Raw genomic sequence first — 14,832 nt, forward strand, 5'->3', positions numbered from 1 at the left:
TTCAAAGGGTTATGAATTTTATAAAATTTTACTAACATATCACGCCATGAAAAACTTAACCATTATTGGACTAACGCCTTTTGAAAAGCCGGATGTCAACCTTATGCCTAAATTGCATCAGGCGGGTATATTTCCTGTCCTCAGCTTAGGCCAAGAGTTAATGACCGCCCAGGCAGCCCTCAGTCAACTTGGAGAAACAAACTTACCTTCTTACGGTGTTTATGTTTCTAATGAAAAACTTTCAGCACTTCAACTTCCGGAGAATGTACGATTTGCGATCTTACCATTCGGAGTGACCATTCCTCAAAACTCAAATCTGGATATTATTTATCAGGTAACCAGCCTAGAGGAGGCAAAACAGGCTGAAGAATCAGGAGCTCAAGGAATCATCATCAAAGGAAATGAAGCGGGAGGTCACATCGGCTATGAATCAACTTTTGTACTGTTCCAGCGCATTATTAATGAGATCAAAAGCATTCCGGTGTGGGTACAGGGGGGAATAGGACTCCATACTGCCGCAGCCGTAAAAGCTTTGGGAGCAACAGGTGTTGTACTGGACAGCCAACTGGCCTTATTCCCCGAAAGTTCTGTTCCAAAGGACATCAAAGATTTATGTTCAAAACTTAACGGAACTGAAACCAAAATCATTGCCGACCATCGTGTATTGGTAAGGCCCAATTCACCTTCATTACCGGATGATATTAGCGCTGAAGATCTTCAACAGTATTTTACAGATCTTGACATCAGCAAAAGCTACATTCCAATGGGTCAGGATATTTCCCTGGCAACAGACCTGTATGAAGAGTTCAGAACATTGAAAAGGCTTGCTTTTGGATTGAAAGAAGCCATGCATGGCCACCTGAAACAGGCAAAAGCCCTTCAGGTGATCGATCAGAACAATCCATTAGCACAGGAACTCGGATTAAAATATCCAATCGCACAGGGACCCATGACCCGCGTAAGTGATGTTCCCGGATTTGCCAATGCAGTAGCAGAAGCGGGAGCCTTACCGTTTGTTGCCTTATCTTTATTGAAAGGAAATTCTGCAAAGTCTCTGGTAATGGAAACCAAAGAACTTGCAGGTAATAAAACATGGGGAGTAGGAATTCTAGGGTTTGCCCCTCAGGAATTAAGGGATGAACAAACCTCTTACATCCTTGAAGCCCAGCCACCTGTAGTGTTAATCGCAGGAGGAAGACCGGCACAGGCTAAAATATTTGAAAAAGCAGGTATAAAGACATTCTTACATGTTCCGTCTCCTGCCCTTTTAGACATTTTCCTTAAAGAAGGAGCTAAGAGCTTTATATTTGAAGGCCGTGAATGCGGTGGGCACGTAGGTCCGCTATCCAGCATGGTTCTTTGGGAAAAACAGATTGAACGTATATTAAAAGAAGATCATCCGGAAAATATCAGTGTATTTTTCGCGGGTGGAATCCATAATGATTTTTCAACAGCATTCGTTTCTATCATGGCTGCTCCACTAGCTGCCAGAGGCGTAAAAGTGGGAGTATTGATGGGGACAGCCTATCTGTACACTCAGGAAGCTGTACAAACCGGAGCTATTCAGGAAGAATTCCAGTTACAGGCAATGCAGGCAAAGGATACCGTTTTATTAGAAACAGCTCCGGGCCACGAAACCCGTTGTTTAAATACAGCCTTTGCTAACCATTTCAATACTGAGAAAGCTAAGCTTTTAGCAGCCGGAACAGATAAAAAAGAAGTTTGGGAAAAGCTGGAAAAACTTAACGTAGGCCGTTTAAGAATTGCTGCTAAAGGAATCGAACGTCAGGGAGATCAGTTGGTCAACATTCCTAAAGAGGATCAGCTGGATCTTGGAATGTACATGATCGGGCAGATTGCCACCATGCACAACAAAGTGCTTACGCTTGAGGAGCTTCACCAAAATGTTAGTATCGACAATTACGAATATATCCAAAATGCTGAATTATCAGAATTACCTGCATCCAGCGAAAAACCATTGGATATCGCTATCGTAGGAATGGAATGTATTTTCCCGGGTGCTAAAAATCTGGATGAATTCTGGAGAAATATCATCTTAGGAAAAGACAGCGTTACCGAAGTTCCGGACGAAAGATGGAATAAAGACCTTTATTACAAACCGGATTCAGATGAAGCTGATGTATCTCATTCAAAATGGGGCGGTTTCATCCCGAAAATTGATTTTGATCCATTAGCATTCGGAATTCCGCCACAATCTCTTGCCGCTATTGAACCTACACAACTGCTTACTTTATTGGTGGCAAAACGCGCAATGGAAGATGCAGGATATGGTGAGAAACATATTAATAGAGAAAACATTTCTGTAATTATCGGAGCTGAAGGAGGTAACGACCTTGCCAACAGCTATAGTTTCAGAGGATATTATAAACAGGTTTTCGGAGAACTTCATGAAGAAGTAAAAGAAGCCTTCCCACATACCACAGAGGATTCTTTCCCTGGTATTTTGGCCAATGTGATCGCAGGTAGGATTACGAACCGTCTTGATTTAGGCGGAAGAAACTTTACGGTAGATGCAGCGTGTGCTTCTTCTTTGGCAGCACTGGATTTGGCTTGCCAGGAACTTGTATTAGGAAAATCTGATATGGTTCTTGCCGGAGGTGCGGATTTACATAACGGAATCAACGATTACCTGATGTTCTCCAGTACTCACGCCCTTTCCAGAAAAGGAAGATGTGCCACATTCGACAGTGAAGCAGACGGAATTGCCCTTGGAGAAGGAATCGCCATCCTTGTTTTGAAAAGATATGAAGATGCCGTCAACGATGGTGACCGTATTTACTCTGTAATTAAAGGAGTTGGTGGATCAAGTGACGGTAAAGCCCTTGGTTTAACAGCTCCTAGAAAAGTAGGTCAGGTAAGAGCATTAGAGCGTGCTTATACTCAAGCAGGAATCAGTGCTGCATCTGTAGGATTGGTAGAAGCTCATGGTACAGGAACCGTTGTTGGAGACAAAACTGAATTAAGTGCTTTGACTAACTTATTCAGCCGTTCCGGGGCTTTACCGGGACAGACTCATTTAGGTTCTGTGAAAACCCAGATCGGACATACCAAGTGTGCTGCAGGATTAGCAGGCTTAATCAAAGCTTCTCTTGCCGTTTACCATGGGGTAAAACCTCCTACCCTTCACCTTAAACAACCAAACGCTTATTATAATGCACAGACAAGTCCATTCTCTTTCCATGCTGAAACAGGATTATGGACGGAAAAAAACAGATATGCGGGGATCAGTGCTTTCGGATTTGGAGGAACAAACTTCCACACTGTAATTGCTAACCATCCAAAAAAAGATGATTCTATAGCGATGCAGTCCTGGCCTTCAGAACTATTTGTATTCCGTGGGGATACTTATGAAGAAGCCAAAGGACAATCAAGCCAGATCAAAACATTATTGGAAATCAATGATGAGATTCCATTAAAAGATATTGCTTACAGCTTAAGCATCAGTTCAGAAAAGCCGATTCAGTTCAGTATTGTAGCTGATACCGCTGTGGATCTGATGATGAAAATTGAGTTAGTATTGGTAGGAATTGAAACCAAAGATACTTTCACTGTCAGCAAAAAAGAAGGGAAAGTAGCCTTCACATTCCCTGGACAAGGAAGTCAGAGAATCAATATGGCCCGCGATCTGTTCGTAGTATTCCCGGCTATGCGTAAGGTGATTGACAATTATCCTGAACTTGAAAAAGTAGTTTTCCCTTCTACAACCTTCAATGAAGCAGATTTAAAGCAACAAAAAGAAACCATTAAAGATACCCGTTTGGCACAACCGCTTTTAGGAATTGTTGATCTTGCATTAGCCAAATTCTTAGAATCATTAGGAATCATTCCTGATATGCTGGCTGGTCATAGCTATGGTGAATTACCTGCTTTGTGTTTCTCAGGAGTATTCGGTGAGGATAAACTGGTTGACTTAAGTATTCAGAGAGCGCAATCAATATTAAATTCAGTAGAAGGTGGTGATCCGGGTTCGATGTTAGCAGCAAGTGCTACTCACGAACGTTTACAGCCGATCATTGCTAAAGTGGAAGGATGCTATCCGGTTAATTTCAATGCCCCTACTCAATGTGTTATTGCAGGAAGTACACCAGCGATTAATAAACTATTGGAAGTCCTTAAACAGGAAGGTATTTCTGCTAAAAAACTGGAAGTTGCCTGTGCATTCCACAGCCCGTTATTGGCAAAATCAAAAGAATTATATGCTGATGTATTAAAAGACGTTCCTTTCCAGGAAATGCAGATCCCTGTATGGTCTAATACAACGGCAGATGTATATCCTTCGAATCCTGCAGACATTAAAGAAAGACTGACTGACCATTTGGTACAGCCTGTAAGATTCGTAGAACAGATGCAGGCGATGTATAACGACGGAGCAAGAATCTTCATCGAGGTAGGACCTGGAAAAGTCCTTACAGGATTGGCAAAATCATGTCTTGAAAAAGACCAGTTGACTTTATATGTTGAAGACAGCAGCCGTAATAAGTTCACTCATTTATTGTGCATGTTAGCACAGTATTTAGGAACAGGCCGAAGCTTCAATATTGAGAAACTTTTCGATGGCCGTTTCGTTCAGCTTGTGGATATCAATCAGCCTGAACTGTATAAGAAAAGCCCAGCCATCTGGCGTGTTAACGGACAAGCTGCACATCCGACAACAGGTTCATTGCCTGCTAATGGTGCACTCCCTATCATAAACCCTATTCCCATGAACAATTTTACTACTCATAATACGCAAGCTCCTGCACCGGAAAGCCTATCTACGGCAGAACGTATGCTGCAGGAATATTTAAACAGCATGAAATTAATGATACAGGCACAACGTGATGTGATGCTTTCCTTTATGGGCCAGAATCCTCAGGTGAATCCAATGCCTGTTTATAATACGCCAATGCCGGCTCCTGTTCCTGAACGTACAATTCCTGTACAGCAGGTTCCACAAACAGCAACTGTTGCTGTAGCCGCTACTGCCATTGCTGTAAAAGCTGCTCCTACAAGAGATATCAAAGCATTATTACTACAGGTTGTAAGTGATAAAACAGGATATCCGCAGGAAATGCTGGGTATGGAAATGGATCTTGAAGCTGATTTAAGTATCGACTCTATCAAAAGAGTGGAAATCATCGGAACGCTTCGTAACGAACTGGGAACATTAGCCAACGGAAACACCAATGAAGATATGGTTATGGAACAATTGGCAGGAATCAAAACCCTGAGCGGATTAGTTTCATGGCTTACTGAATTCTCAGGAGCAGATACAGAAACAGTAACTCCTGAAAAAAACGGAACTTCAACTGAGGTCTCTTCAAAACCACAAGCAAAATCTGCATTATCACTGGAAGATCTTCAAAACGCTATTTTGAATATCGTAAGCGAAAAAACAGGGTATCCGAAAGAAATGTTAGGATTAGATTTAGATTTGGAAGCAGATCTTAGTATTGATTCTATCAAGCGTATGGAAATCATCGCAGATCTTAAAAACAAGATCGGTTTTGGGGAAAACCTTGAACAGGCTGATGATGTAATGGAAAAACTAGCGGCTATTAAAACCCTTCGCGGATTGGCAAGCTGGATCAGTGAAATGAGCGGTGACACCAACGAAACAAAAAAAGAAGCAAAGGAAGTTAACACCCCTGAAGCAACCAATAATGTATTATCACGTCTGCGTTTTGACATCACGCCTACAGATGCTTCTTCTGTACAAAATACAGAAATCCTTCAGGGGAAACATTTTGCCATCACTCAGGATGACACTCAACAAACCTCAGCCATTAAAGCTGAACTGGAAAAACACGGAGCTATCGTAGAATTGGTAGACGCAGACAAGGATCTTTCAAATGTTGATGGATTAATTATGCTGGACCTGTTCTCAGCAACCGATAAACCAAGCATCATCGATCATGTTGATTTAATTAAAAAACTTGATTTTGATAAAGCGAAATGGGTATACTTAATCTCTGATATTGCAGCTCACATTCAGGAAATCAGTGATGTAAGTGTATTACGTCATCACCAAGGTTATCCGGGACTTTTCAAAAGTTTAGCAAGAGAATTCGATCATACCACTTGCAGATTTATCAGTTTAAGCACTCCTCAGGAAGTTGATCAGATCGCTGATATTACTTTAAAAGAAATCTTAACGAACGATAAACCTGCTGAAGTGATTTATAAGAACGAAAAAAGACATAAGGTCGACATCATCCCTTCCCCATTGTCAACAAGTTTAAATGAAGCTCACATCCAATTAGATCAGAAATCAGTAGTATTGGTATTGGGAGGTGCACAGGGAATCACAGCAGAATTGGTGAAACACATGTCTCAGGCGTATCCATGTACTTATATTTTAGTAGGAAGATCAGCAGATCCAAGAAATGAAGCTTCTGCCAAAGAATTTGAAGGAATGAAGACTAAGGAAGAAATCAGAGCTTATTTGATTAAGTCCGGAAAATTCACCTCTCCAGCTGAAATCGAAAAAGAAACCACGAAAATTTTCAAAAACAATCAGATCCTACGCACGATCCGTGATATGGAAGCGCTTGGAAACACCATTATTTATCAGTCTTTAGATCTTTGTGACGAAGAAGGATTAAGTAATTTAATCAGCAGTATTTACGAAAAATACAACCGTTTAGACGGAGTGATCCACGGAGCAGGTCTTTTAGAAGATAAATTATTCAAACAAAAAACGACTTCTTCTTTCGGACGCGTATTTGATACCAAAGTAAAACCACTCCGTGTATTGGCTGAACAGCTTCGCACAGACTGCCAGTTCGTTGTTTTATTCTCAAGTATTGCATCAGTATACGGTAACAAAGGCCAAACAGATTATGCGGCGGCCAACAGTGTACTGGATGATTACGCTAACGCTCTGAATAAAAGACTGCAAGGAAAAGTAATCTCCATCAACTGGGGACCTTGGAAAGGTGCCGGAATGGTTTCTTCCACCCTTGAATCTGAATACGAACGCAGAGGAATTTCCATGATCCCATTGGATGAAGGAAAAGAAATCTTCCTTAACGAAATAAAATACGGAACTGAAAGCCAGGTGCTTATCATGTCAGGAAATAATTGGTAACCCTCTGTATACACTAAACATGAAAAAAACAGATGTTGCTGTAGTTGGACTATCCTGCGTCTTTCCCGGGGCGCAGGATGCCCATACTTTTTGGCAGAATATTGTCAATAAAGTAGACTCTACCCAATCCGCTCCAGCAGATAGGATAGATCCGGTGCATTTTAGTGATGCCACCAACCCTGTCGATCGTTTCTACTGCAAACGAGGCGGGTTTATTCCTGATTATGAGTTTAATCCTACCACTTTTGGAATTTTACCCCTTGCGGTGGAAGGAACAGAACCCGATCATTTACTGACCCTTGATTTAGTTCAGAAAGCTTTAGAGGATGCCGGAGTATTTCAAAAGAATATTTCCCTTGAAAAAGCAGGAATTATTATCGGGAAAGGAAATTATACCGGGCCGGGAGCTACCCGTGCCATTGAAATTGTAAGAACCGGAGAACAGATTTCCTCCTTATTGCAGGAATTGCTCCCTCAGGTTTCTTCTGCTGATATTGAAAAAGTAAAACATGCTTTCCAGGAACGCAAAGGACGTTTCGCAGCTGATACTGCCATGGGATTAATTCCCAATCTGGTAGCGTCATTGGTAGCCAACCGTTTTGACCTTGGAGGCGTTGCTTTTACCGTGGATGCTGCTTGTGCCAGTGCTTTAATCGCTGTAGATCACGCTGTACAGGAACTTCAGAGAGGTCGTTCCGATATGATGATCGCCGGAGGTGTTCACACCGGGCAAAACGCTGCTTTCTGGAGTATTTTTGCTCAATTGGGAGCAATGTCCCGCCAGGAAAAGATTAAACCTTTCAGCAGCGATGCTGATGGATTACTGATTGGAGAAGGTTGTGGTTTCGTCGTGTTAAAACGACTGGAAGACGCCGTTCGCGATCAGGATAAAATCTATGCTGTGATTAAAGGAGTGGGTGTAAGCAGTGATGGTAACGGAACCAGCGTAATGAGCCCATCCGTAAAAGGACAGCTGAAAGCTTTAGAACAAGCCTGGATCAATGCTGATCTGGATAAAAATAAAGTAGGTTACCTTGAAGCTCATGGTACCGGAACTCCGCTTGGAGATAAAACAGAACTTCAGACCTTAGCACAGTTCTTCGGAAAAGAAGAATCTGCTCCAGTGGCTGGAATCGGTTCTGTGAAATCCAATATCGGACATGCCATGCCGGCTGCAGGAATTGCAGGACTGATTAAAACCTGTCTTGCTTTATACCATGATACCTTACCACCAACATTGTACTGTGAGAATCCTACTGCGGAAATGCAGAATACAAGATTTGAACCGGTACAGGAAGCCAAAAACTGGTCAAAAACTGGACTTCCAAAAGTAGCAGCCGTTAATGCCTTCGGGTTTGGAGGAATCAATGCTCATGTTGTTCTTGAAGGCTATGATATGCCGAAAAAAGACAAGGTATTGCTATTGGCCAGACCTACGCATGAAGAATTGGTTTCTGCATTACAAAATAACGATACCACTTTAGGAGAAGGAGATTTCAGAGTAGCCATATTCGATCCTACGCCTGCAAGAATAGAAAAAGCCCTTAAAATCGTTTCTAAAAACCTGATCTGGAAAAACAAGCAGGACATCTGGTACACTTCTACTCCATTATTAAAAGATGGTGGAAAAGTAGCCTTTGTATTCCCCGGTTTGGATGGACTGGCAAAAGGTGAAGTGGAAAGTGTAAGCCGTTATTTCGGATTAACAGCGCCTATAGAAACAGAGGGTGAAGGTCTTTTAACCGATGCTTTAAATATATTCAACAACTGCAGTATCCTTGACAATTCATTGAAGAAACTGGGCATTATTCCGGATATGAATGCAGGACACAGTTTAGGAGAATGGCTGGCAGGGTATTCATCAGAGTTAGCAGAAGCCAATTCTGTAAAAGCTTTAATCGATGTGCTGAACCCGGAAACTTTTGAATTAAAAGACTCCAAATTCATTGCCATCGGTGCCGGAATTGATGTGGTACAGCCTTTTATTACTGAAATTTCAGACCTGTATGTTTCCAATGACAATTGCCCTAATCAGGTCATTCTTTGCGGGAGCAATGCTGCATTGGATGAATTGATTCCGCAATTAAAATCAAAACAGATCTTCCATCAGGTACTGCCGTTCCAATCCGGATTCCACTCTCCATTTATCGCTGATAAACTGGATGTGATCCTTGCCGGAATGGAAAAAGCACAGTTCCAGAAAACAAAAATTCCGTTATGGTCTGCTACGACTTTAGAACCTTATCCGGCAGATCAGGCAGCGATCAGAAAACTGAGTGCCGAGCATTTGGTTGAGCCTGTTCGTTTCCGTGAACTGACAGATAAATTATACGAAGAAGGTGCCAGAGTGTTCATTCAGGTGGGTACCGGCGGACTGATCGGATTTATAGATGATACCTTGAAAGGAAAAGCATTCAGCACCATTCCTTCCAGTGTTCCTACCCGTTCTGCATTGGCACAGTTACAACGTGTTGTCGCGTCATTATTTGTAGAAGGGAAAACCATTGCTCTTGATTTCTTAGAAGTTCAGCAGCAATCAAAAAAATCATCAGGAAAAGGCATTAAACTGGAATTAGGCTCGCCTATTATCAGAAATTTTAAAGAAGTAAAAGCCTTAGCTCAAGCCTTTGAAACACCAAAACAATATACTGCTTCGGCTTCAGCCATGACTGCGAAAAGTGGTCATCCGCTGGTACAGGCGTTCCAGGACAATGTTAACGATATGATCCGTATGCAGGAAGAAGTTCTTACTTTATTCCAGAACCGTCCGGAAATTACGATACCACGTCCTGCTCAGGTTGCTCCTGTAGCACAATATGCCGCTCCACAAGCGCCGAGAAGTACAACCTTCTCAAAAGATCTGTATGTTACGCTTGAAAGTCATCCCTACCTGATTGACCACAGCTTATTGAGACAGCCAAAAGGATGGGCTCATGTAGCGGATATGGAACCGGTAATCCCGATGACCATGATCTTTGAGCAGCTTGCAGAAATTGCAGAAGCAGAAATCCCGGGAACACAGGTTCATAAAATCATGAATGTAAGTGTATTCCAATGGATGAACGTTGCCCAGCCTTTTGAAAAAACCGTAAAAGGACAATGGCGTGGTGAAAACCATGCGTATCTGGATATTGAAAACTTCGCCAATGCTGAAGTGATCTTAAAATCTTCACCTGTCCCTACTCCAACCTTCAACCTTTCCATTGGTGATCTTTTACCGATTGAAAGAACCCCTGAGGAAATCTACGACATGCATATGTTCCATGGGGAAAAATACCAGGGAATTACTGAAGTTTCAGCGGTTGGAACCAAAGGAATTGTAGGAAAGATCAAAGGAAACGGCGGAAAAGGATCTCTGCTGGACAATGCCGGACAATTATTCGGGCTTTGGCTGCAGCTTACTTTAGTGAAAGACCGTATCGCCTTCCCGGTGAAGATCAGAGACATTGAATTCTTTGGAGATATGCACGATCAGGATGGTATTTTTGAATGTACCTGTATGCTGACTGAGCTTAATGATGAATTTGCCATTGCAGATATCATTCTGAAAAGAGACGGAAAAGTATGGTGCGCCATCACAGGCTGGCAGAACAGAAGACTGGAAATTGATGCCGCTTTATGGAATGTTTCCATGTCACCACTGCACAACCGCCTTTCTGAAGAAATTGCTCCGGAAGTATTTTTCTTCCACCAGGCGTATACCAGAGTGGCTTCATGGGATTTTATCCTGAAAAGATATTTCAACCAGACGGAAAAACAGCATCACCAGCAATTACTACCCAACAAGAAGAAAAACTGGATGGTAAGCCGTGTTGCGGTGAAAGACGCCGTGAGAAACCTTCTTCGTAAGGAAAAAAATCATGCGTGCTTCCCGATCACCTTTGAGATCCGTTCCGATGAAGCGGGGAAACCTTACCTCATCAGTGATTTTACAGAAGACATCCATATTTCATTGGCTCACAAAGGAAAAGAAGCCGTGGGGATTGCGAGATACGGCAAATCTGTAGGAATCGATATGGAACTCATGGAAGAACGCAGCGAAGGATTCTATGATCTGGTATTTACAGACCATGAATTAACCTTATTAAAAGGAAAAGACCAGGCAGAATGGACGACCCGTTTATGGGTAGCGAAGGAAGCCTACGGAAAGTTCTTAGGAACCGGACTGAAAGGGAATCCAAAAGCCTTCGAAGTCGAACAAATAAAAGACGATCACTTGTGGATCAACAATATTGAAATCAAAACTGTTAAACATAAAAATTATATTATCGGATGGACACTGTAAACGCAACATTAAAAATGAACCACGAAGAACTTTTTACTTTATTAAAAGGTTTTATTACTGAAGTGATAGGGGCTGAATTTGTAGAGGAGATGGATATTACTCCGGAAAGTTCATTCACCAAAGATCTTGAAATGGACAGCATCGAGATTGTCTCTTTCTCTGAAAAGATCAAGGCGCATTTTGGCGATCAGATCGACTTTACAGGTTGGTTATCTTCTATGGATCTTGACCAGCTTATTAATCTTGACCTTAGTATGATCATCAATTATATCTACGAATGCCAATAATCACTGTCAATAACAGACAAGTTCATATACAGGAACTCAATAAAGGAGCCGAACAAACCGTGGTCTTAATCCACGGTATGTTCAGTAACCTGTCCATTTATTATTTTAATATTGCCCCTGTTCTGGCAAAACATTTCCATGTGGTGATGTACGATCTGAAAAGTCACGGGATGAGTGAACGCTTTTTGGATGGGTACGACCTTGATAACATGTCATCCGATCTGATAGGTTTAATAGATCACCTTCAACTGGAAAAAGTACATCTTGTAGGCTATAGCTTCGGCGGTCTTATTGCTTTGAAAACAGCATTAACATATCCTGAACGCGTTAATCAACTGGTGGTGATGGAAGCTCCGGATCCTCAGGACGAAAAAGCCCGTAACATCATTGATGAATACAGCAAGGAATTCCTTGAGCATTATGTAGCCAATTTTACAGATACCACCAAAGTCCAGATGGGCAAAAGACAAATGGAAAAGAACCATCGTATGTATGAGTTTCTGTTTAATCAAACCAGTATCAAAGCAGATATGATTAAGGAAAAACATTTCCTTGGTGAAGCGGATTTCAATCAACTGAAAGCTTCCACTTTATTGCTTTATGGTGCTGATTCCAACTGCAGGCCTACAGGAGAATGGCTGCAGTCTCAAATCGGTTCATCCGAACTTGAATTGATTTCCGGCGATCACAATATTCCCATTCAGGAACCTCAGCTCATTGCAGAGACGATCGCCCAGTTTTTATCTAATATTTTAACGAAGAACCATGGCTAAATTTGCATTTATAGTTCCACCCTTGACAGGACATGTGAATCCTACCCTAAGCATCGGTGCTACCTTGTTGAAAAGAGGGCATGAAGTAGCCTGGATCAGCCTTGACCCTACTTTAGAGGCTAAACTTCCGGAGGGCGGAAAATTATTACTGATCCAATACGATCAGACCGACGAAGAAAAGAAAGAAAGCGAACAATATCTCGATATTATTTCCAAAAAAGTAGTCTACGGAATCGACAGCGTGAAGTTCCTTTACGAGGAAGTTCTTATTCCGTTGAACAAACATTGCTATAATGGGATTGTGGCTTTATTAAAGACCTACCAACCCGATTTAATCATCGGTGACCATCAGTTATTTGCGGCTCCGGTAGCTGCGAAAGCGTTAGGAATTCCTTGTGCGACTTCCGTTACCGCTCCGGCTGCTATTAAGATCATGAATGAGCTGCCTAAAGTACACGAATGGGAAGTCAATCAGATCATCGATTTACAGAAAGAACTTGGCTTCTATGAAGAACATTCTCTGGCCACTTCAGATCTCCTGACCCTTGTTTTAACTTCAACGTATTTCTTTGGGGATATGGACGATCTGGAACCTCAATACAAATTCACAGGACCTGTTCTTACCGAAAGACGTATCTCATGTGAATTTGATTGGGACAGATTGAAAAGTGCCACCAACAAAAAGATTTTAGTAAGTATCGGAACCACTTTCGATCACGATCATAAAAAAGCATTCTTCCAAAAGGTAGTTGATGCTTTTAAAGACGAAGATTTAACAGTTGTCGTGGTTTCAGATCCGCAGCTTTTCGAGCAATGGCCGGACAACTTTATGGTCTATCAGCAGATTCCGCAACTGGATTTGTTACCTCATCTTGATGGCGTGGTTTGCCACGGCGGTCACAATACCGTTTCTGAAACCTTATCCAACGGGATTCCTTTGGTAGTGATTCCTATTGCGTATGACCAGTCGCATGTTGCAGGACGTGTGGTGCGTACAGAAGCGGGTGAACGATTAAACTTTAACAGATTTAAAGCCAATCACCTGAGAGAAGCAGTACAACAAATTTTAAATAACCCAAGCTACCGTGAGGCGGCTCAAAAAGTAGGACAATCTTTTATGGAAGCAGGAGGAGCATCTACCGCAGCTAATTTATTGGAAGAAGCCATCACAAAGGCTTCAAAACCGGAAAAACCGTCTAAATTTTTATTCGTTGTTCCCCCGTTTTTCGGACATGTGAGTCCTACGTTAAGTGTGGGAGCAAGCCTTATTGCCCGTGGCCACGAAGTAAAATGGTTCGGAATTACCCCTTTAGACAGCAAACATATTCCGGAAGGAGGTTCTTATTACTATCCGGAAGAAGACCTTATTCCTTATCAGGACGAAATCGCCCGCATTTTAAAAAGACAGGATGACGGTCCTGCCTGTTCAGGTCCTGAAGTGATGAAGTTAGCACTGGAAGAAACGTATGTTCCTTTCGCTAAAATGATGATGCCGGGATTAACGCGATTAACAGAAAGCTGGATGCCTGATGTAATTGTGAACGACTGTATCACATTCGGAGGTGCGCTTTTCGCTCACAAGCATAATATTCCTTGTGTAACGACTACACCCGTTCCACCGGATGTGATGGGAGATACTGAAAAAAGTGCCCCTAAAATCTGGGAATGGCAGCAAAACCTCATCAAAGACCTGCAAAAAGAAGTAGGTATTCATGAGGAAGGTATTTACATCCATTCGCATAAACTGAATATGGTCTTTACGTCACAAGCCTTTGCCGGTTTTGACACCGTACCATCGCATATGAAATTTGTAGGTCCTGTAAAAGGTCGTCCAAACGATGCACCTTTTGACTGGGATAAATTAAATGCTTCTACCACTCCAAAGATCTTCGTATCGCTGGGAACGTTGTTGGTAGACATCAGAAAAGCTTTCTTTGAAAAAATTATTGCTGCATTTAAAGATCAGCCGGTAACGGTGATTGCCGCTACTCCACCGGAAATCTTTGAAGAATGGCCGGAGAACTTTATCGTAAACAGCTTCGTGCCTCAATCTGCAGTGATGCAAAGAATGGATATGGTGATCTGCCACGGTGGTTTCAATACGGTGAATGATACCTTCCGTAACGGATTACCGATGTTGATCACACCTATTGCTTATGACCATTTCCATATTGCGAAATTAATTGAGCAGGCAGGCTGTGGAATCAGCATCCGATACAAGAGACTGCGTGTAGAAGCGCTTCGTGAAACCGTTTTTGAATTACTGGAAAATCCTAAATACAGAGCTGCCGCGAAGGAAGTTCAAAACACGTTCAATCTTGCCGGAGGTAATGATAAAGCGGTAGAATTACTGGAAAACTTTGTACAGGAACATTCCACATTAGCGTCTGTATAGCC

General features: G+C 42.1%; 5 protein-coding genes. All 5 read left to right on the forward strand.

Features of this window, described 5'->3' with window-relative positions; genetic code table 11:
- The first annotated feature begins 46 nt into the window (after positions 1-46).
- The 5 genes from OK18_RS00820 to OK18_RS00840 are packed head-to-tail and all read left to right on the forward strand — an operon-like array spanning position 47 to position 14,830.
- Positions 47-7,090 carry a type I polyketide synthase gene (locus OK18_RS00820; RefSeq protein WP_053326764.1) on the forward strand — a complete coding sequence of 2,348 codons (7,044 nt, stop codon included), beginning with the start codon at positions 47-49 and terminating at the stop codon, positions 7,088-7,090.
- Positions 7,091-7,109: 19 nt separating this feature from the next.
- Complete coding sequence (locus tag OK18_RS00825; RefSeq protein WP_053326765.1) at positions 7,110-11,375, forward strand: type I polyketide synthase; 4,266 nt, start codon at positions 7,110-7,112, stop codon at positions 11,373-11,375.
- Complete coding sequence (locus tag OK18_RS00830) at positions 11,363-11,662, forward strand: acyl carrier protein (protein WP_002977699.1); 300 nt, start codon at positions 11,363-11,365, stop codon at positions 11,660-11,662. Before OK18_RS00825 ends, OK18_RS00830 begins: the two co-directional genes overlap by 13 nt.
- Positions 11,653-12,435, forward strand: coding sequence for an alpha/beta fold hydrolase (locus OK18_RS00835; protein WP_053326766.1), 783 nt, complete (start codon positions 11,653-11,655; stop codon positions 12,433-12,435). The genes OK18_RS00830 and OK18_RS00835 overlap by 10 nt, the downstream gene beginning before the upstream one ends.
- Complete coding sequence (locus tag OK18_RS00840; RefSeq protein ID WP_053326767.1) at positions 12,428-14,830, forward strand: glycosyltransferase; 2,403 nt, start codon at positions 12,428-12,430, stop codon at positions 14,828-14,830. Before OK18_RS00835 ends, OK18_RS00840 begins: the two co-directional genes overlap by 8 nt.
- Positions 14,831-14,832: the final 2 nt, after the last annotated feature.

Source organism: Chryseobacterium gallinarum, assembly GCF_001021975.1.
Taxonomy (GTDB): domain Bacteria; phylum Bacteroidota; class Bacteroidia; order Flavobacteriales; family Weeksellaceae; genus Chryseobacterium; species Chryseobacterium gallinarum.

Coding starts and splice junctions, on each gene's coding strand:
- OK18_RS00820 (WP_053326764.1), top strand. CDS start 47: ATGAAAAACTTAACCATTATTGGACTAACGCCTTTTGAAAAGCCGGAT.
- OK18_RS00835 (WP_053326766.1), top strand. CDS start 11,653: ATGCCAATAATCACTGTCAATAACAGACAAGTTCATATACAGGAACTC.
- OK18_RS00830 (WP_002977699.1), top strand. CDS start 11,363: ATGGACACTGTAAACGCAACATTAAAAATGAACCACGAAGAACTTTTT.
- OK18_RS00825 (WP_053326765.1), top strand. CDS start 7,110: ATGAAAAAAACAGATGTTGCTGTAGTTGGACTATCCTGCGTCTTTCCC.
- OK18_RS00840 (WP_053326767.1), top strand. CDS start 12,428: ATGGCTAAATTTGCATTTATAGTTCCACCCTTGACAGGACATGTGAAT.